This window comes from Sporosarcina gallistercoris, assembly GCF_050459885.1.
GTDB lineage: Bacteria > Bacillota > Bacilli > Bacillales_A > Planococcaceae > Sporosarcina > Sporosarcina gallistercoris_A.
The window spans coordinates 84,312-106,964 of record NZ_JBCMNO010000022.1; the positions used below are offsets into that span (position 1 = coordinate 84,312).

Genomic DNA, 22,653 nt, shown 5'->3' on the forward strand with positions numbered 1-22,653 from the left:
GTACATGAACCAGAGGCTTCTGTATAGATTTTTTTCAGAATACTATCCTTTCCTTTGTCATTCTAAAATTGCAAGCAGACGGTTCACTTCCCTCACTCCGATTTCCTGCCACTTGGATTTGTCGGGTATTCTTCCATCCTTATCAAGCGGCTCTTGGAATTGGTTGAACGTTGACGTCAATAGTGAATTTTCTTCCGACTCGAACCCGATGTTGACGACATGTTTGATTATAAAGGGAACTTTAAATTGAATGGATGCGTTATCTTGATCCAGCATACCGGCAATCACGTCAAATGGTGCACGGATGTAAATGGTCTCTCCCTCTTCCCGATTCAAAACCCTATCGAAAAAACCGGTATGGTAGTCCCAGTTCCCTCCGAGATGATAGCCGCATTCTTCAAGTCGATTTTGAATGATACCAAATTGTGTTTTTCTACCTTCTAGCCCTGTCTTTAATTGAATCATAAGAAGCACTCCCTTTTCCTCAAGTTCCGCTTAGTGTCACCTCTTAGCTTCTTTTCATACTCACGATGGAACTGTAAAAAGAATCTGTGCTATAATCATTTTGTGACCAGGTATTGATACTGACTGCTAACTAAAATAATTGTTATAGACCGATTTCAAGGGGGCCACTGAATCATGGAAGATTTACTGAAACTTAAGGGGAAAAATATTGTTGTCATGGGAGTCGCGAACGAGCGGAGCCTTGCTTGGGGGATCGCGAAAACACTTTTCGCTGTAGGTGCAAACGTTATTTTCACTTACCGGAAAGAGCGGTCTCTAGCAAAACTTGAAAAGGCACTTGAAAAGAATGAATTGACAGCTCGTTTAGTTGTTGAATGTGATGTGAATGAGGATGAAAGCATGCGATCTGCATTTGAAAAGATCGGTTCCGAAGTAGGCGTCATTCATGGCATCGTCCATTCCGTAGCCTTTGCTCATGCGGAAGATCTGCACAATGACTTTGTAGAAACATCACGTGATGGATATGCGTTTGCGCAAGATACAAGTGCATATTCCCTAGTTGCAACTGCTCGTGAAGCGCGCCGCTATATGACTGAAGGCGGATCGATCATTACGATGAGTTATTTGGGTGCTGAGCGTGTGTTGGATGGCTATAACGTAATGGGTGTGGCAAAGGCCGCGCTTGAATCATCCATGCGTTACTTGGCTTATGATCTCGGGAAAGAGAATATCCGTGTGAATGCAGTGTCGGCTGGAGCGGTTCGTACGCTGTCCGCCAAAGGTGTACCTTCGTTCAATACGATTCTCCATGAGATTGAAGAGAAGGCACCGCTGCGCAGAAACATTACGTTGGAAGAAGTGGCGAAGATGAGCATGGTCATGCTAAGTGACTTGTCGAGTGGCGTGACTGGCGAAGTGGTTTATGTAGATGCTGGTTATAACATTATGGGGTAATTGGTTACTTTGTTGATTTAAAAAGGCTGTTCAGAGGTCAGTATTCACTGATTTCCGGACAGCCCTTTTTGTGTGATGAAATCTTAAGTACACGGTATTGATTTACTTTACAGATAGACGCGGGCGTACAGGATGTAGGTCATGCACCCGTTGCCGCCCGACGCCGCTAACTTAGGTTGTTTCCATATCATCCCTCAAGAGTCGCCGTCCTCCCTTTCATTCAACGTAAACTGATGAAGCTTTCTTCTATAACTGCCATTTGAAAAGTTACAGGTAGAAGATCACTGGCCTACTTGCATGAACTTCTTTGTGCCTTTGTTCAGGATTTCGTCATAGTCGATATAGGCGAAGACGTCTTCGTCTATAGAATCGCTGAAGTTTTTGAGTTCAGCGATGGTGAGTTCTTCGATGCCCTTTTGCTGTTGTTCGCAATAGATAATCAGGCGGCCGACGATGCTGTGGGCGTCCCGGAATGGAGTCCCTTTACTGACCAGGTAGTCCGCGACTTCTGTTGCGTTCAGGAAACCGGCTTTGACGGCATTACGCATTTGGTCGGCATTGACTTGCATGGTATCGATCATGCTGGACATGATGTCTATACAATCGATGACGGTGTCAACTGCGTCGAAAAATTGTTCTTTGTCTTCTTGCATGTCTTTGTTGTACGCAAGCGGCAACCCTTTCAGTGTAGTCAACAATGCGAAGAGCGAACCATAGACGCGTCCCGTTTTTCCACGGATCAGTTCGGCAGCGTCCGGATTCTTCTTCTGCGGCATGATGCTACTGCCTGTGGAGAATGCATCGGACATCGTGACGAATTTGAATTCTTGACTGCTCCATAGAATAAGCTCTTCACTTAAGCGGCTTAAGTGCATCATAATGATGGAGAAATCGGACATCAGTTCCAATAGGTAGTCTCTATCGCTGACGCCGTCAATATAATTGTCAACCGGCTTTGCGAAATGTAGGAGGGCTGTAGTCACGTCACGATCGATTTCATGAGTCGTTCCTGCTAACGCACCGCAACCTAATGGGTTTTCATCCATGAGTTCCGCAGCATTTTCAATTCGTTTCTTGTCTCGTGAAAACATTTGGACATAGGCACCTAAATGATGACTGAATGTAATCACTTGCGCTCGTTGCAGATGTGTATACCCGGGCATAATGACATCATTCGCTTGTCCTTTCGCAGCCAAAGAATCCATCAAGCTTTGAAGCAAATCTGCTACTTCTTTCGCTTTAGCTTTAGCGTACAACCTCATATCCACGGCAACTTGGTCGTTCCGGCTTCGTGCAGTATGGAGTTTCTTCCCTGTTTCTCCGATTCGCTCCGTCAGTTGTACTTCGACAAACGAATGGACATCTTCGTAATCCCCTTCTACCAATAGCTTACCGGACGTAATATCCTGTTGAATCTCTTCCAACCCCTTGATGAGCAGTTCACCCTCTTCAGGTGTCAGTAAGTCACAATGCACTAACATGGTTACGTGAGCAAGACTCCCAGCAATATCCTGTTCAATCAACCGGTTGTCTACAGGTAATGACGTGTTGAATTGTTCCATGCGCTCGTGTTCTTTAGAAGAAAATCTTCCACCCCAAAGTTTCATGCAGCTCATCCTCCATCGATATGTATAATTATTATAATACATGAATTATAATTCATAATAAAACTTTTTGCAACGTTCTCCTTCCAGCTTCTCCACTTGTATTGTGTTTGTCAAAAAGGTATACTTATTGGTACGCAATTCACAAGAAGTGAGTGATTCCCATGTATACGATGCTTATTAATGACCAATCCTATAAATTCCCGACCCCACCCCCTGATGTAACTGCGTCAGGGGTTTTTGTTTCCTCTCTACAACTTTATCACTTGGAGGTCCTCAGTTCATGACAAACACGACACATTCACTATCCTCCCTCATTGCAATTTGGGTCAGTCTTGTCAGTAACATCTTTCTCACCATCCTGAAAATCGTTGTTGGCTATCTATTCCACAGTCCTGTTTTGTTAGCGGACGGATTCCATAACGCAGGAGACGTGGTCGCTTCTGCCGCAGCCTTAACCTCGATGCGCTTTTCTAAACGACCGCCAGATGAAGATCATCCATATGGTCACGGAAAAGCAGAAGTCATCAGCTCCGCTATCGTCGGCTTGATTTTAGGGGCAGCAGCCATTTACATTGCGATTGAAGCCATTATCGCATTTTTCGAAGTGCCTGCTAGAGCAAGTGTCCTTGCATTGATAACGGCCATCGTTTCGATGCTTTGGAAACAAGCGCTCTACTTCTACACCATGAAAATCGGCAAGCAAGAAAACAGTAAAGGGCTGATTGCCACTGCGTATGACCATCTTGCTGATGTGTATGCCTCACTGGCAGCTGTCATAGGAATCGGTCTCGGCTTAATTGGCTATCATTATGATATCCCTATCCTTTCCTACGGAGATCCGCTCGCTGGTCTGATTGTTGCTATTCTTGTCTTACGACTCGCAATTCACATCGGAAAAGAAGCGCTCGATATCCTTATGGAAAAGACAGTGAGTGATGCACGGCTGTTAACTTTCAAACAGGTCATAGAAGCATTACCTGAAGTGAAACGAATTGACCGTCTTCGAGCGCGGGAGCATGGTCATTATGTACTCGTGGATATCCGAATCAGTATTCCTGCGGAGCTCACCATCCAGCAAGGCCATGACATTACGAGCACTCTTAGAAATGCCATCAAAGATGCGAATCCGGATGTCGGTGAAGTCCTGATCCACGTGAATCCATGGTACCCAGAGATCGAGTGACTGTCGCGTGCCAATTAAGGTATACTGATAGTATTGAAGGAGTTGTGTTGAATGATAACAAAATGGATGACGAATTATATGGCAGGACACAATGCGCAAGAAGGAATTGCGCTGAACACGTTACAGAAGGAGTTTCTAGTGAACAAGGGGTTGCTTTCACCAGAAGTGAAAGTACTTGAAGCACCTGCTTTTTCCCCGTCTTATAGCCTTTCAAACAAAGAAACTGATGAGCCGCTGGAAACACCTGTGAATGCTGGAGAACTAGCTGTCTCTTATGTGAAGACACAACCGAATGATTACATGTTCGCAGAAGATACGTCATTTACGACGATTGGAATCGATGGCGTCGTCCTGGAGATGGATGATGTATTCGGCACCATCACTGCATTGTTTGGACTTCAGGTCCAGAAAAAGCATGGGGAATGGATGAAGAAGTATATCGATACGAAACTCGGAACCGCACCTGGTACACGCAGTTTGATGTTTTCTGCTGATGATGGATTGTGGGATGTAAATATCGCGCTTGACTATGTAGATGGCTTTAGCGAAACACATACTTTCAACGAAACACTGGAACTTGTATATGAATTTGTATTTAACATGCTCGTTGCATTAGAGGAAGAAGCGTGAACAAGACAGCAGTCAATCACCTATACACGTATAGTCGACACACCGATGAAATAGAGTTGTGCCGGCTTGAAATGCGCGCATTTTTCAATAAAGATACGCACGAGAATTTCATCTTCAGCGAAACCTGCATCGATCCAAGCCGAAGCCCTTTCATGAAAGAGCGGCTAGATGTACTAGTTACGTGCAATTCCATTCAGGAAATTACAGAATATGTTTCTACACTTACAGATAACGGACAACGTTTTCAAATTCGTTGCCTCAATACAATGACACTTGGTGAAACTGCTAAGATTGCTCATCCGGATCGGCGAAAAGTGGAACGTTCAATTGGACTGGCAATGCAAGGAGAAGCCGACCTGTTTCAACCCGATATTATGTACGGTGTTGTTCAGATTGGCCATCAATATCTTTTTGGCTATTTGACTGAGAGTATATCAGTATGGAGACAGCACATTAAAAAGCCTGAAATGTATTCAACCGCATTAAGCACACGTGTTGCACGCGCGGTTTCGAATATCGCCGTACCTCATACTGAAGGCGTAAAAGCGATTGACCCATGTTGCGGTATCGGTAACGTGCTAGTTGAAGCGTTATCGATGGGAATCGACATGGATGGACGCGATATTAACCCTCTCGCAGTTCTCGGTTCACGAAAGAATATTGAACACTTCGGTTACACGGGCAATGTAACACCCGGTCCTATCGAAGAAGCCCCAGGCCATTATGACGCGGCGATCATCGACATGCCATATAACTTGTACACACACGTTACTCGTGAGCAGCAAGCCTCGATATTAAAAGCGGCCCGCACGCTGACCGACAAACTCGTTATCGTTACAATCGAATCGATGGATGATTTACTGATCGATGCAGGTTTTGAAATCCAGGATCGCTGCATTGCAAAGAAAGCGCACTTTGAACGGGAAATTGTCGTGTGTCTGTAAAATTAGATGAGAACCAACAGGAAAACGAGCTGACCTAGTTTCTCAGGTCAGCTCGTTTTGCTTTTCCTTATAACATGGAACGTCACTTGAAGATGCTGGTCATTGAATCCAAAACTATGACTGGTAAATTGCTAATGAATCATTGAGCACGATATGCACTCCATTTTGAATAACCTGGCTAGTTATTATCCTCTAGATAAAACCGCTTTTTATCCGATCTAAGTACTAATCCTGCATATATAACAGAAGTTACAAGCATTACAATCGCTAATGATGCAATGACAACTCGTAAAGACAAAACATCTCCTAGAACACCTACGCCAATGATGAATATAACTTGCATAATGCTTTGAATGAGCTGATAGATACTAGTTACTCTTCCCATTATGGAAACCGGTACATTGTTTTGATAAAACGTCATAATCCCTGCATTTAGAAACACATTAAAGAATCCTAAAATCAAGAAACCGATCATGATTGATAAAAACGACCAGGAAAAGGCGTAAATCAAATAGCCTATCGTCATCATTATCAACCCCATGGAAATCATAGTTCTCAGAGAAATTTTAGTTGAAAAAATTGCAATCAAAATAGCGCTACACACGGATCCTATACCCGTAATACTGACTAGCAAGCTATAGTCGATTTCAGAAAGACCGATTACTCGTTGAGTGAAGACGACTTCTTGAGTATCCATTGCAAAAGAAAAGAGCATAACCATAGTGAACCCTAGATAAACAGAAGCTACATACCGATTCGCTATAACAAAATCCTTCACGACCGTGAAATCACTCACTACTTGCGGAATCGTCAACACAGGAATCCGACTTTTATCAATCACTTCTTTTTCCGGCAGCAATAGGAGCACCAGTGCAGCTACCACAAATAACACCGCATTGATCCATAAAGTAAGTTCATAAGATAATGAAAAGAGCATTGCACCTGCTATCGCTGGTCCAATAATGAAAGCGCCGGAACTTGCAAAAGAACGAAATGAATTGAACCGCTTCCTTTTCTCAATCGGCACAACTATGGTTAAATAGGTCGTAGATGCTGGATGGTAGAAAGAGTTCGCTATACTGAGCACCACCAAAATTCCATAAATAACGACCATATTGTGAGCTAACGGAATGAGACTTATGAACACAGCCCGAACTATATATGTGGTCATCATTATTTTTCTCTTACTTCTATAATCTATATAGCTTCCTGTCCAAAATTTAGTAGCGATGTTCGTAAGTGGACTAATCATCCAGAGTCCTGCAACTGCTGCCGCAGAACCTGTGAGATGATAGACAATAATATTAATGGCGATCAGATAAATAAAGTTACCCATATTGGAAATTGCGATGGACGACAGTAATATGCCTGGTTCTTTCCATCCCTTTAATGTACCCAATGTAAAACGACCCCTTCTTGCAGAAATCTCCTCCCTACAAGGATTCCCCTCGTTTTGCTAACACATTTTTTATAGTCTCCAAAGAAACGGGCCCCTTCTGCATAGGACGAGGACATGATCGATTATATTTAGAAACCTTTTTATTTATTTCCTCTAGCCGTTCTTCTAGGTACAAGGTGATATCCGCCTCATAACAATCAGCTAGAAATAGAACGTCCTCTCGAATTTCTTGTTGCAAATTCAGCCAATGCGGCTTATATCCAGCGTCCTTAGCAATCCGTTGAAAATGTTGCAGCGTATCTCCTGAAAAGTAGTCTTGACTCAGTGGTTTCCCTTTACCAGGTAAATTGTCCATCCCACCTTCTTCTGCATGTTTCTTAATGATGTCACCCATCAAGTCATTATAAGGTTCTTGAAAATCGCTTTCTTTCATAATTCCTCGCTCCCTCCATCTGACCAGCAATGATTTCTATCACTTGGTTGGGATGCCAACCTATACAAATAGTGAAGTCTAGTTTCCTATTCTTAGACCAAAACCTACACCTAGCTGCTCATACGCTGTCGCACTTTTTCACTTGCATTCAGTGCATATTTGAAACAGGTAGTTGCTTGCTTATAAGCATGGAGTTTTTCATAAAATGACGCCCATAATGGAGCGTAGTACAAGGTTAATGAATAATACTCTTGCTGCTGGAAATAAGGGAAAACGAGTTCTTCAATATCCTTCAACTTAGTAAGCTCGAAGTCTCCCTCGCTTGCACATTTCAACAAGAGCAGCTGATAGTGATGATGTGTGACGTTGAACCGATCTTTTGGGTATGCCCTCAATAACATCTTTAACATCTCTTCATCCCGTTCTTGATAGCTTGCCCGCATCCAATTAATCACTGTATGTAAATCTTCTTCAAAACGATTTGCTTGCTCATAATAAGACATAGCTTTTCTAAATGAGCCTTGGCACTCGTAGCAATAAGCGATGTTGTTATAAAGAGAACTCCATTGCCTCGGTGTTTGGATTGACTCAACATTTCTTAACAAGTCCTGCCCTGCCTCAAACTCCACTAGTGCCTCTTGGAATCGGTGGAGATCATTCAAAATAACTCCTTTCATCGAATATAACTTTAGTTGAAAGAGAGGCTTGTATTGGTGGGAAAATGCTAGGGACGCACTATTCATATAATCCAGCGCTTGTTGGAATGAATAATTGCGGTGGTGTGCAAAGGCTAAGTGGTAATAATAATTCGCTTGTTCAAAACGATTAGCAGTATTCATATAATTACTAACGTGTTGGTCTTTCTCTCTTAAGATAATCTGCTGAAACTCCAAGAAGGATAAATGAAGATTTGTCGAAGTAGCAATATATAGTTGAGTGATTCTGTCCTGATGCCATGTGACAAACGGCTCGATTTTTAAAAGCAGTTTCCGAGATTCATTCAAGCAATCGATAGAAAATAAATAACGGCTGTAAACTAATCCAGCCAGCAAATCGATTTCTTGTTGAAAAATCTCTTTCTGAAAAGATTTTAATTGACTTATTTCGTTTTCCATAAGGCTTTCATTCGATAATAGCTTTGCATATATCGTTTCAAAGAATGAGCGCTTCATCTCCAAATTATCTTTTTCTTGGGCTAGGTCAATCCCTAAGCGGGCTAATAGCATTTCGTAGACAGTTTGTTCAGCAATGACCACACCATTTTCAATCCTACTCAAATAAGAAGGCGTACAAACCCCCATTGAGACATCATCTTGCTTCAATCCTTGTTGCTGACGATGGAATTTAATCAGCCGTCCCCAGTTCTTACTATCGTAATCACTCATTTGTGCACCTCCTCCTTCAGTTTATCACAATATTTCGTTTCTTTATTACGTATTCTCCGAAGAACGTAAGGAGCCATTTATCTAATTCCCCTCCACTTACACAAATTAAAAACCATCAATTTGATGGTCACTTTAACTATCTGAACTTGTTAGTTTTCAGTGCCTGATTATAGGACAGTATCGTATTTGTGCAAGCATAAGAGTACTCCTTTTTGACGGGAAATTATTGCGGGTTGTTAAATAAGAACTATTAACAAAACGAGCTGACCTATTTTCCTAGGCCAGCTCGTTTTTTCGTAAAATGGGACATGTATTAAGAATTATTCAGAATATGCGTTTTTCATCCATTTTGCCGTTAACGTATCTGCCCTCATCATATCTTCCGGAGTTCCTTCAAATAGTACATGCCCACCCTTTTTACCGCCTTCAGGCCCCATCTCGATAATCCAGTCGCTCGCCGCAACAAAGTCCAGATTATGTTCAATAATGATAACGGAATTCCCTTTGTCTACAAGGTTTTGAAAGACGTTTAATAATTTGTCATTATCTTTTGTATGCAGCCCCAAAGAAGGTTCGTCCAACAAATAGATTTGTCCTTCATTTTTCAAGTGACTTGCCAATTTCAGACGCTGTACTTCTCCTCCGCTTAGAGAACTTGTTGTCTGGCCTAAAGTCAGATACTCTAATCCCACATCTTTCAACGTATCCACCTTTTTCCTGATCTTTGGCATTTCAAAATAGTGATTTGCTTCATCAATTGTGAGTTCTAAAATCTCAATGATATTTTTACCTTCATAGCAATAAGACAATGCTTCTTCTGAATATCTCGTACCTCCGCACGATTCACAGGTAACCGTCACTGGATCTGCAAAGGCCACGTCAGGTGTAGTGACTCCTTTGCCATCGCAGACAGGGCACGCTCCTAGCGAGTTGAAACTGAATAGCCCTGCCGGCTGCCCTGTCACTTTTGAGAAAATTTTACGAATGTCATCCATGATTCCCATATAAGTAGCAAGTGTTGAACGGCTCGAGGTCCCAATACTTCCCTGTCCAACCGCTATCGTCTCAGGATACTGTTCTAAAAACGCTTCAAACATCAAAGAACTTTTACCTGACCCCGACACTCCGCATATCGAGACCAAAACGTTTTCCGGAATCTCCACACTCACATCTTTAAGGTTATTATTACTCGCATTTTCAATTGTATAATAGCTTTCAGGCATTCTTGGATTTCGGTTGACAGTGAACTTATGGTCTAAGGAAGTGATGCTTGAAGAGTTTTTCAGTCCTTCCAGTTTCCCTTGGTAAACAACTTGTCCTCCATGTACGCCCGCTCCTGGGCCCATCTCTATGATTTCATCCGCGATTTTTATTACGGAGAGATTGTGTTCGATGACGACCACGGTATTATGATGATCTCTCAGACTTTCCAGCATGTGGATTAACATATTGATTTCTTCCGGGTGGAGTCCTGCACTAGGTTCGTCAAAAATGTAAGTGATGTTATTCAGACTGCTGCCTAAATGCCGAGCAATCTTTACCCGTTGGGCTTCTCCACCTGAAAGTGAGCCCGTTTTCCTCGAAAGACTCAGATAGCCCAATCCTAAGGCAACGAGTTGTTCTACGTTGGGGACTGCCTGCTGAGCAATCGATTTTCCAACTGGATCTTTTATTTTCGATAGTTCACTGAGTAGTTCAGTCAGTTCCAATTGGTCATATTCCGCGATATTGTATCCATTTATTTTACATTCCAGAACTTTTGGATTGAGGCCTGATCCTTCACAGGTCGGACATAATGTATGCGTAGAGACGGCTAAGACATCCTCCTGAGAGATTTGTTTTAGCTTGGTGACATCTCTGTTTATGTAGAGGCGAGTGAACCTTGGCAATAATCCATCCCACTCATGATCATGAGGGCCGTCTTTCGTATGAAATGGTGCAAAAACCCGTTCGCCTTCCGGTGGGCCGTATACAAGAAGGTCATACTCACCTTTGGCATAGTCTTTAATAGGTTTGTCCGGGTCAAACAATCCACCCGTCATCATCCAGTTCCCTTGCCATCCTGAAGGGGACAACGGCTTGAATTGCACAGCATATTCACGAAGGGACTTATTGGCGTCAATGAGTTTATCCACATCTGGTGCGATGACCTCACCATACCCATTACATTCCGGACATTTGCCGAAAGAACTTTGGCTGGAAAAATCCGTAGCGGAGCCTATCGGCGGACTGCCAATACGTGAGAACAGCAGTCTGATCAATGGATGAATATCCATATAGGTGCCTACAGTTGAGCGGGAATTGCCTCCTACAGGTTTCTGTTCAACTACGACAACGGGACTCAGATGCTGCATAAGATCCGCATGGGGTCTTTCATATCTAGGCATCTGATTTCTGACATAGAGGGGATAGTTCATCGTCATCTGTCTTCTGCTCTCCGTAGCTAATGTGTCAAAAACAACCGAGCTTTTTCCTGAACCTGATAGGCCGGTAAATACATTTATTTTCTCTTTAGGTATGTTTAAATCCACATTTTTTAAATTATTTTCTTGCAGTCCTCTTAAAATGATTTCATCTCTTGCTTCAGACACCTTATCTTCCTCCCTTGCTTTTCAACTTTTCACGGCTTCCGGGTGAATTCGTTCATACAAAATACATAATAATTCCCTATAGCAACGGGTTTCCCTGTTTCACTCAAACTTACACTATATCCTTTTCAGTAAGATTAGTACCCGTTTTGAAGGCACTAGCAAAATTACTGCAGAGCTGATTACATATATGGATCATTGAGTGCACGGATTTGACCTTTACAATCTAAAGAAAGGTATCAACCCTTTTTTATAAAGATAAGCCACAGTATTCAGGAAAGGGGCAGGAACCTTCTTCAAAAAGAAAGGGTTGCTGTAAAAACGCTGATGGGCCCTTTTAAGATGACTCCATTGGTTACAGACCTTCCTTTGCCTGTAGCGCGCAACATCAATAAGTTGTATTTCATTGTTAGAAGTGATGATAAGATTACGCAAGTGAATGTCGGACGGATTTAATCCCTGGGTTGAAGCCAGTGCAAGGGCGCGATCCACTTCTTTAATATGATCCGAGGTAATGATTTTTCCACGAGTCATACACTCAAAGAACGTGTATCCCTCGATGTAATCCATCACAATGTAGTTCAGTCCTGTTTCATGGATAGTTGGAAAATAATCAATACCCACTAGTGATTTATAGATTTCAGCTTCTTCTTGAGCAATATCCGTAAATTCAGGAAAGAATACTTTAATTGCCTTTTCTGATGAAGCCATCCTAAAAACAAATGCACTCCTCCCTGTGCCGACAAGTTTTAAAGAATCGTCATAGCTAATAAGACGATTCTTCTTATTAATGATTACGGTATTTATAAGTTCTAGATAATGGCTCAAAAGAAAACCTCCTATAACTTTCTAAAAATAAAAAAGAGACGCTATAACCAGTTTCGGTCATAAGGTCTCAAATAAAACAAAAGACCTCACCAAATAATTGGTAAGGTCTCGCAAACAACGTCTGTTGCCAATAAAGCCGAGGATTCACATCCCGTATTGACGGCTTTTACTGTATCAGCTACTCCCCTTAGTGGAAGTTGAATATATTATTATATAGATTCACTATAATTTTAAATTGCTTTCGTGTCAATTATCAGTGGATAGGCTGTACTTAAAATTAAGAGTGATACTTATTTAGAATATATAACGATTGTGTTCATTCTATTAAATATCTTGCCACATCTTGACTGAATCCTTCAATTCCGTAATACGATATATATCAGGTAAATAATGTAAGCTGAAGTAAGAACCATTCCTTCCCGCTTTCCAATTTTGAAACCGGTCCTGGAGAAAATCAATAATACAACTGTCAGTGCAATCATAAACACGACATCCATAAATACTTTTTCGTTCACCGCTAATGGAGAGATGGTAGCCGAGGCACCAAGTACAAATAGAATGTTGAAAATATTGCTTCCTACAATATTCCCTAGCGCAATTTCACTTTCTTTTTTCAATGCCGCTGTAATAGATGTGACAAGTTCGGGGAGAGATGTCCCTATTGCAATGATTGTGAGCCCCACTAAAGTTTCACTCATTCCTAGAGAGTAGGCTATTTCTGTCCCATTCTTGACTACCAAATCTCCTCCGAAAATAATTGCCGCCAGCCCTATGATGGTAACACCTATATTTTTCCCCCAGCTGATGTTCTCAGATACAGGATCGTCTGTTGCGTTTTTCCGGCTTTTCAAGCCGATCTCTATAACATAATACATAAAAATGGATAGGAACAACAAGAAGATGAACCCATCACTGCGTGTAATCATGTTGCTGCTGAAACCTTGCAAGGCCATGTCGCTCATTAGAATAAGCAATGCCACACTTGCGAGCAAGGTAAATGGAATCTCTTTTCTAATTGTCTCACTTTCAACTTTCAAAGGATAAAGAAAAGCAGTCAACCCAATAACTAGCGTAATGTTAAAAATATTACTGCCAACTACATTTCCCACTGCGACGTCAGCATTTCCTTCCAGTGCTGCAATGATACTGACAGTCGCTTCGGGAGAACTCGTCCCAAAAGCTACAATTGTTAAACCGATTAAAATAGGCGGGATTTGAAGCAATCTTGCGATATTGGAAGACCCGTCTACAAAAAAGCCTGCCCCTTTTATCAACAATGCAAATCCTACAATTAATAAAATATAAGCCATAGATTCGTTTTCCCCTTATACCATTCACGTATTTTCACTATCATTTCCTGATTACTAAAAAATTATAAATCCTTTTCCAACTTTCGCTTATGTATCTTTCTGCGAGTAAGCTGAGCGACTATTACACTCTCCTTAATATAGTAACATCAGCAAATTACCAACTCGATATGCAATTCTACAATCTTAAACGAAAATAAACATCCTACTTATTCTATTCGAAATAACTGTAGAAGCAAAGTAATAATTACAATCCACGTTACGACAATAAAAAATAACGGGATGATCTTTCTAACTTAAATACGCATTCTTTGCGATATACCTTAAAATAAAGTTAGAGTACATAACAGAAAAAAATCCTCACAAGTATTTCAAGCATAGGTTCCGCTTAAACGCCGTAGGAGGATTTTATATCCGGTTGTTCCAATCATTAAGACTGCTATTATCATTGTATGAAAACCTCTTCATTCCCTATCTGCAAGTTGAAGGGTAGTGAATCCTGCAGTTTCCAATGTTCAGTGTCCTCGAAACAGAACATTCAACGTAGGGGTTAGCACCTTGCAATTGGCACGCTGATTAAACATGCATTTCAACTTTATAGAAGGAATCAACTTACTTAGACGTCTTACGCATTATCTTCTTAATCATCCTTATCTGTCCCCGATGATTCAACTCATCCTCCATGACATGGAACCATTTGAAGTAGTTGTTAGTGAGTTCACCGTCCCAAAATGGAGTTTGTTCGAATAACCATGAATCGGGTAAAGTGCGGAAAGTTTCGATTGTCTTTTCTCGTGTTAACTTCATATTTTCCATATAGAATTCAACCGGATTCCCTTTAATTTGTTCCCTAGCTTCTTTCCCTAAATCCAATCCTGGATTGAGCAGTCGGATATCCTCTTCCGTGTATTCACGTTTTTCAAATGTATCGATTTGATAGGCTTTTTCAACAGAGATCGAATGGGCAAGCAGCATACCGATTGAGTTCGCTTCATCGTGAATTAGAAAATCCAATTCTTCAATCGTTAAGTCTTTCACTTCGGCCAATGTCGTCACTCGAGTATATTCCATCATGGAAAGTAACTTGCCAAATTCCAAATCCAATCCTTCTTTTTTCTCAATTAAATACAACCCGTGTTTTTCCAATCTGATTTCCCCCTAATCCCCTCACATTTACTGTGATTTGTAATTATCGTCATTAAGATGGTTCCTGTATGTTTCATAAAACTTCGTCAAACAATAGAATGCTGTCATTAATTAGATGCATCAGCCCCTAGGTGACAGAATTATTATACCACTTCACGATCCATTAGTTAGATAAAATTCCCAATAATAAAAAAGCGCATTGTTGTTTCACAATGTGCTTTGGTCACCCGTTTCGTTCTATTCACTTCGAAATTTCAGCAACATAATCCGCCAGCAATCGTGCTCCGTAGCCTGTTGCTGTCTTCGGATAATAGCCGGAGTTTGATGTCTTTTGCATCATCCCTGCCATGTCCACGTGGAGCCAGCGTGTGTCTTGAGATACGAAACGGCGTAAGAAGAGTGCTGCAGTAATGGATCCTGCGAAACTGAGTGAGCTGATGTTATTGAAGTCTGCATAATCACTTTGCAAAGTTTCATCATACGCATCGATCAGTGGCATCGGCCATACTGCATCCCCGTTTTTCGCCCCGATTTCTTTCATTTTACTTGCAAGTTCTTCATCCCCGAAGACACCTGCAATCTCAGAGCCTAGTGCATTTTCGATTGAACCGGTTAATGTGGCAATATCCACAACATAGGCAGCATTCAGCTCAGCCGCACGTAACAGTGCGTCCGCCAAAATCAGTCGGCCTTCTGCATCAGTATTGCCGACTTGGACTGTGTGTCCATTCTTATACTGAATGACTTCCCCTGGCAGAACAGATAAGTTGTCTGGAGAATTCTCCACGATTGGTATCAATGCCACAACATTGACATCCGCTTCACTTTCAACTAGCAGCTTCATAGCTCCAGCGACCGCAGCAGAGCCACCCATATCCATACGCATATCACTTAAGTCTTTCCCACTCTTCAAACTGATGCCGCCTGTATCGAATGTGACGCCTTTTCCCACAAGTGCAACCAATGGTTTCGAGGGGTTATGGCAATAAGAAACCTCTACAAATGAAGGAGCATATCGGCTTCCTCTGCCAACAGTGAGAACTCCATTCATCTTCATCTCTTCCAGCTTTGTTTTGTCATGAACGATGACGTTTGCATCTGTGTTCTGGAATGTCTCTTTCAAGCGCTCTGGATAGGATTCCGGATTCAGGACATCCGATAGTTCATTCATCAGATCCCTCGAATAGGAGACCGCTTCTGCACGGTGTTCCCCTGTTTGAATGGCTTTCTCGGGTGCGTCTTCAATCGTCAATTTAGTGCTGAACGGTTCCACGTCGGATTTGTATGTGAGGAACTGATAAGCTCCTAAATGCCAGCCTTCCACAAAGGCAGTGACCGCTTCTTCAGAATCCAAACCTGAAAATTGATCACTTAGCGCATTCACCTTTAATGCTGCTGATGAAACCTTGGCACGGCTCAATGCACGTGCTGCCATTCCTGCCATCGACCGTACGGTTTCCAGACAGCCTGTTTTGCCATCTTTCACCGACATCACATACCATTGTTTCCCCTCGAAAAAAACAGTACTCCCAGCTCCAGGTTGTACTTGTTGTGCATACGTTTTCAAATCTTCATTGTGTTGAATTGCTTGGTCCGTTGAAAAGAGCAGCTTCACTTCAGTCATCATGGTTCTCCCCATTCTCTTATAGCATCGTTATATAACAAATGATTCCTCCACAGTGTACCACGTGAAAACAGAGGATTCTAATAATTGATAGCATACAAAAAACCATCCCAAGAGAAGGAATGGTTTAGCTATTGATGGAGTTCATCGCTCCTGAAACCTGGACATGGTCATAATTCCAATCACCTGACCTTTTTTTATTTCTTCTAATGAAAGCTGAGGGGGTAACTTTCACCCTCTTTAGCAGCGGTTTCCTTCAGCTTATGTGTCTTCTCCAATGTGCGGTTTTCAGCATCCATCCGACGCCCATACTCTTTTCGATTATTCCACAATCATCCGACTATTCTCAGACGACTTCATCCTATTCCTTCCCATTTAGTAGATCACTTATTTTTTGTTTTCCCGCGGAGGTTCCGTTAAAAACATCGAAAAGTGGGGAAAAATGATTTTATATCCTATGCTGTGATACGCTCTAACTAAGTGGGGTGAAAGAAAGATGAAAATATTAGTCGATGCAGATGGATGCCCTGTAGTGGACATGACGATCAGCACTGCAAAGGCACATCGAATCCATTGTTTGCTCATTTGCGATACCGCTCATGAGATGATCCGTGAAGGTGCTGAAACACTTGTTGTTTCCAAAGGAGCGGATGCAGTTGACTTTGTCCTAGTGAACCGCATTGAAAAGGGCGATATAGTAGTTACCCAAGATTATGGTCTTGCTGCCATGGCGCTCGCTAAAGGCGGACGTCCAATTGACCAAAACGGAAGATGGTATACAGATGCAAATATCGATCAGCTGTTATACTCCCGGCACTTTGCCCAAAAAGTTCGCCAAGCGGGAGGTCGTTTAAAAGGACCAAAAAAACGCTCCGTTGAACAAAACGAAGCGTTTCAAAGCAGTTTAACACAACTGATCGCACATCAGCACTGAGTATCACGTTCATGCTATTCAGCATAATTCATGAATTACAGTCATACCATGATTGCGTTATGGTGTGATTTGAAAGACACAGATATCCGCATCGGTCTCTGCGAACAAGCTATGCTTTTCGTAAGGGGCCATGTGAAGGATATTTTCTTCTGAAACTGTAGCAGGGATCCCTTCGACTGTAAACCGGACTTTTCCTTTTCTGACAATGATCAGCACTTCTCTATCCGAATCATGCTCAGCCACTTCTTCTCCTGCGCGAAGCTGAATATTCAGCACAGTGGCATTTGGAATGGCACATACTTGTTCAATCGACTTCGCCTTACTGGATAATTGACTACGTGTTTCAATAAGATTCATGATGATCTCCCCTTCAAAATGGTTTATGAGAACTGTTCCTGCCCGATTCTATCTGACTCGTTTTCAATACCTTACTGCTTCCCAGTGTATAAGACTTCAGGGTGTTTTACTGATTTAGCGTTTCATACGGTTTGAATTATCCGGATTTAGGAAATTATATAAGTAAAGACAACTAGGAGGTTCAAATATGCCCCAGATTTTATCCGTAAGCACTCATTTACCACCTAATCTTATAAAACAGGAAGAAGCCGTTGAATTATCACGTTCCGTTTTCAGTGGACGTTTCAAAGACATCGAACGGCTATTGACTGTGTTTCAAAATGGGGATATCGAACAGCGAAATGTGTGCATGCCGCTCGAATGGTATGGGCAAGCCCATGATTTTGAAGAACGTAACGACTTGTACATATCTCATGCGATTGAATACGGAACAGCTGCGGTCACTGCGTGTCTCGAATCTGACATGCTCGATCAAAAAGTGGACTACAAAGATATCGATGCCATTATTTTTGTATCCAGTACCGGAATTGCCACCCCTAGTATCGATGCCCGTATTATGAATAAGTTACCCTTTCGTGACGATGTAAAACGTATCCCTCTTTGGGGACTCGGGTGTGCGGGCGGCGCTTCAGGGCTAAGCCGTGCCAACGAATTCTGTTTGGCATATCCAGAAGCAAACGTCCTCGTTCTGGCGATTGAGTTGTGCAGTCTGACGTTCCAGAAAGACGATTATTCAAAGAGTAACCTCGTCGGAGTCTCATTATTTTCAGATGGAGTCGCTTGTGCATTAGTTGCTGGAGATCAGTCCAAAATCCGTTCAAAACAAGCCCGTCCTTCTATTATTGCGACAACATCCAAGCTAATGCCTGATTCCGAAGACGTCATGGGATGGGATGTTAAAAACAGCGGACTGTACGTCGTCTTTTCAAAAAGCATACCGACCATAATTAGTGACTGGCTTGGACCTTTCGTCCATCACTTCTTAGAGAAATACAATCTCACAGACAAAGACATCTCCCATTTCGTTGCACATCCAGGCGGAAAAAAAGTGTTGGAAGCTTATGAAAAAGCACTTCACTTTGACAACTCTATGACTGAGATATCCAGGGATGTCTTGCGGATGAATGGAAACATGTCATCACCCACGGTTCTTTACGTATTGAAGGAATTCATGGAATCGACGCCTGCAAAAGGGGAATATGGTGTGCTCGCTGCACTTGGACCTGGGTTTTGTGGAGAACTTCAATTGTTGAAATGGGAATGAGGTGGACAACTTGTTTTTCTGGATTGTAATTTCACTTGTCATCCTTCAAAGGCTTACGGAATTAGTCATAGCGAAAAACAATGAGAAACGGATGAAAGCACAAGGAGCATACGAAGTAGGCGGGCGTCACTACCCTGCAATTGTCCTACTTCATACTGCATTTTTTGTTTCCTTCCTACTGGAAGTAGCCATTCGTCAACCAGCTTTGTCGCCAATATGGATCGTGTTATTGACGATTTTCTTGTTGACACAAGTATTACGGGTTTGGTGCCTCGCTTCTCTCGGGAGGTATTGGAACACAAAAATCATTATCCTTCCAGGTGCCGATGTCGTCATGAAAGGACCCTATAAATTCATCCGGCATCCTAACTATCTTATCGTTGCAACAGAAATCCTTGTATTGCCCATGATATTCGGAGCCTATATCACCGCTATTATCTTCACTTTATTGAATGCCTGGATGATGTCCGTTCGGATACCTCAGGAAGAACAAGCGTTGAAAGAAGCAACCAATTATAAAGAAAAATTTTCATTGGAATAAGTAAAAGCAGTGGCCATGTTCGGAGGCCACTGCTTTTTGCATGTTATGAATGGGATTCTTTTATAGAGTCATCGTATGTCAACGTTTTGCCGAACAGGCTGAACAAGACTGTCAAGATGGGTGAGAATAGACAGAAAAACGCAAATCCGAAGTAGTCTACTACAGGTACCCCTAACACATCCGCAATGAATATCCCGCACACACTCCATGGAACGAGCGGATTAACGACCGTCCCTGCATCTTCCATAACACGGCTCAAGTTCTTGCTCGCAAGACCTAACTTTTTAAATTGGCCTTGGAATGCTTGACCGGTTAGTAAGATCGATAGATATTGTTCCCCGATCAGTACATTTATACTGATCGCAGTTAATGCAGATGCTCCAATTACTGATCTTGCAGAACGCAGCGATTGTTCCACCTTTTCAAGTAACGTCTGCACGATGCCTAGCTTGAACAACAACCCGCCCATCGTCAGTGCTAAGATGACCAGTGTAATCGTGAAGAACATGCTGCTTATGCCTCCGCGACTCAGTAAACTGTCTACCGCTTCAACACCCGTCTCTGACTTAAAACCGTCAAAGAGAATTGCAAATACTTGTGAAACACTATAAGCATGTAATGCACACCCGATTGCAACTGCTGATGCTGTACTTGCCGCCAGCGTCAACAGTGCAGGAACCTTGATTAGCGTCAGGACAATAAGTATGACTAACGGCAAGAACGAAACCCAGTTCACCAGACCGGTTTCAGCAAGTGCTTCACGGAACGACTGAATCGTGTCTAATTTGGCATCCCCTGCTGCAGGGGAAAGAATCGCAAAGATTCCAAACGACAAGACAAATGCTGGAACGGTCGTCCACATCATATTGCGGATATGGGCGAACAGATCGACGCCGACGATCGACGAAGCTAAATTCGTCGTATCGGACAAAGGAGACATTTTATCCCCAAAGAATGCACCTGAAACTATTGCTCCAGCAGCAATAGCTGGAGATAGACCAAGGACTCCTGACATACTAAGCAATGCTACCCCAACTGTCGCAACAGTAGTCAAGGAACTCCCGACGGAGATCCCGATAATTGCCGTCACCGTAAAGGCAATCGCGTAAAAGTAGGATGGTGTGATGAGTTGGAAGCCTGCATTGATCAAGCTTGGAATCGTACCGCTCATCATCCAGCTGCTGATGAGCATACCGATGAAGAAGAACAAAAACACGGCAGCCATCCCGGCTCCGGAACCTTCTGTCATTCCGTCTTGCAATTCCCTGTATGAGACTTTCTTTAAGAATCCATAGCCGATAAGCAGTAAGATACTGCCTAAAATCGGTAAGTGTGGAACAGCTCCAAAAAATATGATGCTCACACTGATCATCGTGACGATAATGAAAATAAGAAGAGCGGCTTCTATTACGGTTGGCTTAATACGTGACTGAATATGAAACATGTCTGTGTCCCCCTCGGCTTTTGCATACAAAAAAACTCCATTCGTTCCCTAAGACAGGGACGAAGGAGTTCTCCGCGGTACCACCCATGTTGACAAGCTGACATCGCTTATCCACTTCATTGGATTCAAAGATTGCTTGTTGACGTAATTCATGAACGAAGCGCCTGGATTTGCACCACCTATCCAGTCTCTAGTTGCTGCGATCTTCGTTCACTACTGCATCATCACTTTGAATAAATATTCACGTTTCGGTTTGAATGATTATTGAAATCTTACCATGACTTTATAGTTTGTCAAGCATCTACTTTATTTATCTTGGTTCACAAGCGACGCCGTCTTTGTCTCCGTCCATCCGTTCGGTGTAAGCAGGATAGCCTTGTTTTACACCCTCAGGGTACACTTTGCGAAGTTCTGTACAATTCGCATACTGTTCAGCGGACGGTGTGGATGACTTTTCAGATTTTGGTTTTGGCGAAGTATCTCCTTTTACAGGATAAGAGTCACTGTCGAATCCACGATCGGTTGCATAATCTTCTAACGTCCAAATTCCAATCCCTTTTTTCTTCGCTTCGTTCTGGACTTTTTCATAGTCATCCAAATGCCGGGTGTTCGGAGGATATACATACGCTACTCTGGCAAGCCCCTCTGCGAGCAATTTCTCCTGAACGCTTTCCCCATCTATGTAAATATAGGCAAGCAATCGGCCATATTTATCGTACTTCTGTCCGATGTCAAATTCAATTTCCAGCTTCCCGCTATTCATCAATTCCTGGTTCCGTCGCTTCGCTTCTTCACCAAAAGGCTGCTTTCCCAATCTTGGATGGTTCGTCTCAGGAGTATCTATGAGTAAATAGCGGACGTTCGTTTCTTTTCCCTCATACATAATTTTAATCGTATCCCCGTCAATCGTTTTGACTAACTCAACGGGTTCCAGCCCTTCTCTAGAGGGTGACGTATCCGCTTCCGGAGAGAAAATGTAGTACACTCCCGCGAGAATAACCGCAATCACAAGCGCAGATAGACTTCCCTTCGCTTTACTCGTTTTTCTTGATTTTTGTGCCATTTCGTTCATTCCCCACTCAATTCGTCATTCTTACAAGTTTAGCAGGTTGTGTGGCGAATGAAAAGCAGACGCCTCACCGAGAATATGAAGAAATGAGAGAACAGCTTTCCAGTTTTGGACCTTAGTTACGTGTTTTAGCGAAGAGTTCAATCCTTGCACCTATTTCGTCACGTACCCGCTGAAAAAATGCCCATTTCTCCTCGTCTGTTCCTTCTGCTTTCGCAGGATCATCAAATCCCCAATGTTCACGTTTTATATGAGACGGTGTCACAGGGCATTTGTCAGCTGCATCCCCACAAAGAGTAACGATGAAATCTACATGATTTAAAAGTTGCGGATCAATAATATTCGACGTTTGGCTTGAAATGTCAACGCCAATTTCCTTCATCGCTTTCACCGCATTCGGATTGACTCCGTGCGCTTCAATACCTGCACTTAATACTTCCCAATCTTCACCAAGAAACTTTTTGCCCCATCCTTCAGCCATTTGGCTGCGGCATGAGTTACCTGTGCACAAGAAATAGATTGTTTTTTTTGACATTACTATCATTCCCTTT

General features: G+C 42.5%; 21 protein-coding genes. 7 read left to right on the forward strand and 14 right to left on the reverse strand.

Annotation, left to right across the window (positions count from 1 at the left end):
- Window positions 1-57: 57 nt before the first annotated feature.
- Window positions 58-465, reverse strand: a complete 408-nt coding sequence (locus tag ABE021_RS13190) for a YugN family protein (RefSeq protein ID WP_430289252.1) — start codon at window positions 463-465, stop codon at window positions 58-60.
- 174 nt (window positions 466-639) lie between these two features.
- Here ABE021_RS13190 and ABE021_RS13195 point away from each other — a divergent pair, with 174 nt between their 5' ends.
- Entirely contained in the window at window positions 640-1,419 is a 780-nt protein-coding gene (locus ABE021_RS13195) for an enoyl-ACP reductase FabI (protein WP_430289253.1), read from the forward strand.
- A 281-nt stretch (window positions 1,420-1,700) separates the two neighbouring features.
- Here ABE021_RS13195 and argH read toward each other — a convergent pair whose 3' ends face one another.
- On the reverse strand, window positions 1,701-3,026 hold the full coding sequence (argH, locus tag ABE021_RS13200) for an argininosuccinate lyase (protein WP_430289254.1): 1,326 nt from the start codon (window positions 3,024-3,026) through the stop codon (window positions 1,701-1,703).
- Between the two features lie 280 nt (window positions 3,027-3,306).
- On the opposite strand from argH, the gene ABE021_RS13205 reads away from it, so the two are divergent.
- Genes ABE021_RS13205 through ABE021_RS13215 form a run of 3 tightly spaced genes read left to right on the forward strand, consistent with a single transcriptional unit; the run spans window position 3,307 to window position 5,783 of the window.
- Window positions 3,307-4,209, forward strand: a complete 903-nt coding sequence (locus ABE021_RS13205) for a cation diffusion facilitator family transporter (protein WP_430289255.1) — start codon at window positions 3,307-3,309, stop codon at window positions 4,207-4,209.
- A gap of 51 nt (window positions 4,210-4,260) precedes the next feature.
- Window positions 4,261-4,839: a hypothetical protein gene (locus ABE021_RS13210; protein WP_430289256.1), complete on the forward strand. Its 579-nt coding sequence runs from the start codon at window positions 4,261-4,263 to the stop codon at window positions 4,837-4,839.
- Entirely contained in the window at window positions 4,836-5,783 is a 948-nt protein-coding gene (locus ABE021_RS13215; RefSeq protein ID WP_430289258.1) for a TRM11 family SAM-dependent methyltransferase, read from the forward strand. The genes ABE021_RS13210 and ABE021_RS13215 overlap by 4 nt, the downstream gene beginning before the upstream one ends.
- Window positions 5,784-5,961: 178 nt before the next feature.
- Here the strand turns inward: ABE021_RS13215 and ABE021_RS13220 are convergent, their stop codons facing one another.
- The 8 genes from ABE021_RS13220 to ABE021_RS13255 form a co-directional block, all read right to left on the reverse strand.
- Window positions 5,962-7,182 (reverse strand): MFS transporter, encoded by a 1,221-nt coding sequence (locus ABE021_RS13220; RefSeq protein ID WP_430289259.1) that lies wholly within the window; start codon window positions 7,180-7,182, stop codon window positions 5,962-5,964.
- A 34-nt stretch (window positions 7,183-7,216) separates the two neighbouring features.
- The gene (locus tag ABE021_RS13225; protein ID WP_430289261.1) at window positions 7,217-7,615 is read right to left on the reverse strand and encodes a DUF1992 domain-containing protein; all 399 of its coding nucleotides are present in this window, start codon (window positions 7,613-7,615) and stop codon (window positions 7,217-7,219) included.
- A gap of 110 nt (window positions 7,616-7,725) precedes the next feature.
- A complete protein-coding gene (locus ABE021_RS13230; RefSeq protein ID WP_430289262.1) occupies window positions 7,726-9,000 on the reverse strand; it encodes a helix-turn-helix domain-containing protein in 1,275 nt (424 codons plus the stop codon).
- Between the two features lie 320 nt (window positions 9,001-9,320).
- Window positions 9,321-11,591, reverse strand: a complete 2,271-nt coding sequence (locus tag ABE021_RS13235) for an ATP-binding cassette domain-containing protein (RefSeq protein WP_430289263.1) — start codon at window positions 11,589-11,591, stop codon at window positions 9,321-9,323.
- A gap of 216 nt (window positions 11,592-11,807) precedes the next feature.
- On the reverse strand, window positions 11,808-12,416 hold the full coding sequence (locus ABE021_RS13240) for a protein kinase family protein (protein ID WP_430289264.1): 609 nt from the start codon (window positions 12,414-12,416) through the stop codon (window positions 11,808-11,810).
- Window positions 12,417-12,772: 356 nt separating this feature from the next.
- Complete coding sequence (locus tag ABE021_RS13245) at window positions 12,773-13,726, reverse strand: calcium/sodium antiporter (RefSeq protein WP_430289265.1); 954 nt, start codon at window positions 13,724-13,726, stop codon at window positions 12,773-12,775.
- Window positions 13,727-14,335: 609 nt separating this feature from the next.
- Window positions 14,336-14,797 carry a DinB family protein gene (locus ABE021_RS13250; protein ID WP_430289325.1) on the reverse strand — a complete coding sequence of 154 codons (462 nt, stop codon included), beginning with the start codon at window positions 14,795-14,797 and terminating at the stop codon, window positions 14,336-14,338.
- A 313-nt stretch (window positions 14,798-15,110) separates the two neighbouring features.
- The gene (locus ABE021_RS13255) at window positions 15,111-16,493 is read right to left on the reverse strand and encodes a leucyl aminopeptidase family protein (protein WP_430289266.1); all 1,383 of its coding nucleotides are present in this window, start codon (window positions 16,491-16,493) and stop codon (window positions 15,111-15,113) included.
- A gap of 496 nt (window positions 16,494-16,989) precedes the next feature.
- On the opposite strand from ABE021_RS13255, the gene ABE021_RS13260 reads away from it, so the two are divergent.
- Window positions 16,990-17,427 carry a YaiI/YqxD family protein gene (locus ABE021_RS13260; RefSeq protein WP_430289268.1) on the forward strand — a complete coding sequence of 146 codons (438 nt, stop codon included), beginning with the start codon at window positions 16,990-16,992 and terminating at the stop codon, window positions 17,425-17,427.
- A gap of 57 nt (window positions 17,428-17,484) precedes the next feature.
- Here the strand turns inward: ABE021_RS13260 and ABE021_RS13265 are convergent, their stop codons facing one another.
- Window positions 17,485-17,784: a hypothetical protein gene (locus tag ABE021_RS13265; RefSeq protein WP_430289269.1), complete on the reverse strand. Its 300-nt coding sequence runs from the start codon at window positions 17,782-17,784 to the stop codon at window positions 17,485-17,487.
- A gap of 187 nt (window positions 17,785-17,971) precedes the next feature.
- On the opposite strand from ABE021_RS13265, the gene ABE021_RS13270 reads away from it, so the two are divergent.
- Both ABE021_RS13270 and ABE021_RS13275 read left to right on the forward strand, forming a co-directional pair.
- A complete protein-coding gene (locus ABE021_RS13270; protein WP_430289271.1) occupies window positions 17,972-19,048 on the forward strand; it encodes a type III polyketide synthase in 1,077 nt (358 codons plus the stop codon).
- A gap of 10 nt (window positions 19,049-19,058) precedes the next feature.
- Window positions 19,059-19,589 carry an isoprenylcysteine carboxyl methyltransferase family protein gene (locus tag ABE021_RS13275; protein ID WP_430289272.1) on the forward strand — a complete coding sequence of 177 codons (531 nt, stop codon included), beginning with the start codon at window positions 19,059-19,061 and terminating at the stop codon, window positions 19,587-19,589.
- A 43-nt stretch (window positions 19,590-19,632) separates the two neighbouring features.
- Here the strand turns inward: ABE021_RS13275 and nhaC are convergent, their stop codons facing one another.
- From nhaC to arsC, 3 genes are all read right to left on the reverse strand, one after another.
- The gene (gene nhaC, locus ABE021_RS13280; protein ID WP_430289273.1) at window positions 19,633-21,033 is read right to left on the reverse strand and encodes a Na+/H+ antiporter NhaC; all 1,401 of its coding nucleotides are present in this window, start codon (window positions 21,031-21,033) and stop codon (window positions 19,633-19,635) included.
- A gap of 310 nt (window positions 21,034-21,343) precedes the next feature.
- Window positions 21,344-22,096, reverse strand: coding sequence for a thermonuclease family protein (locus ABE021_RS13285; RefSeq protein WP_430289274.1), 753 nt, complete (start codon window positions 22,094-22,096; stop codon window positions 21,344-21,346).
- Between the two features lie 121 nt (window positions 22,097-22,217).
- On the reverse strand, window positions 22,218-22,637 hold the full coding sequence (arsC, locus tag ABE021_RS13290) for an arsenate reductase (thioredoxin) (protein ID WP_430289276.1): 420 nt from the start codon (window positions 22,635-22,637) through the stop codon (window positions 22,218-22,220).
- Window positions 22,638-22,653 lie beyond the last annotated feature (16 nt).

Coding starts and splice junctions, on each gene's coding strand:
- ABE021_RS13190 (WP_430289252.1), bottom strand. CDS start 465: ATGATTCAATTAAAGACAGGGCTAGAAGGTAGAAAAACACAATTTGGT.
- ABE021_RS13195 (WP_430289253.1), top strand. CDS start 640: ATGGAAGATTTACTGAAACTTAAGGGGAAAAATATTGTTGTCATGGGA.
- argH (WP_430289254.1), bottom strand. CDS start 3,026: ATGAAACTTTGGGGTGGAAGATTTTCTTCTAAAGAACACGAGCGCATG.
- ABE021_RS13205 (WP_430289255.1), top strand. CDS start 3,307: ATGACAAACACGACACATTCACTATCCTCCCTCATTGCAATTTGGGTC.
- ABE021_RS13210 (WP_430289256.1), top strand. CDS start 4,261: ATGATAACAAAATGGATGACGAATTATATGGCAGGACACAATGCGCAA.
- ABE021_RS13225 (WP_430289261.1), bottom strand. CDS start 7,615: ATGAAAGAAAGCGATTTTCAAGAACCTTATAATGACTTGATGGGTGAC.
- ABE021_RS13230 (WP_430289262.1), bottom strand. CDS start 9,000: ATGAGTGATTACGATAGTAAGAACTGGGGACGGCTGATTAAATTCCAT.
- ABE021_RS13245 (WP_430289265.1), bottom strand. CDS start 13,726: ATGGCTTATATTTTATTAATTGTAGGATTTGCATTGTTGATAAAAGGG.
- ABE021_RS13250 (WP_430289325.1), bottom strand. CDS start 14,797: ATGATGGAATATACTCGAGTGACGACATTGGCCGAAGTGAAAGACTTA.
- ABE021_RS13255 (WP_430289266.1), bottom strand. CDS start 16,493: ATGACTGAAGTGAAGCTGCTCTTTTCAACGGACCAAGCAATTCAACAC.
- ABE021_RS13260 (WP_430289268.1), top strand. CDS start 16,990: ATGAAAATATTAGTCGATGCAGATGGATGCCCTGTAGTGGACATGACG.
- ABE021_RS13265 (WP_430289269.1), bottom strand. CDS start 17,784: ATGAATCTTATTGAAACACGTAGTCAATTATCCAGTAAGGCGAAGTCG.
- ABE021_RS13270 (WP_430289271.1), top strand. CDS start 17,972: ATGCCCCAGATTTTATCCGTAAGCACTCATTTACCACCTAATCTTATA.
- nhaC (WP_430289273.1), bottom strand. CDS start 21,033: ATGTTTCATATTCAGTCACGTATTAAGCCAACCGTAATAGAAGCCGCT.
- ABE021_RS13285 (WP_430289274.1), bottom strand. CDS start 22,096: ATGGCACAAAAATCAAGAAAAACGAGTAAAGCGAAGGGAAGTCTATCT.
- arsC (WP_430289276.1), bottom strand. CDS start 22,637: ATGTCAAAAAAAACAATCTATTTCTTGTGCACAGGTAACTCATGCCGC.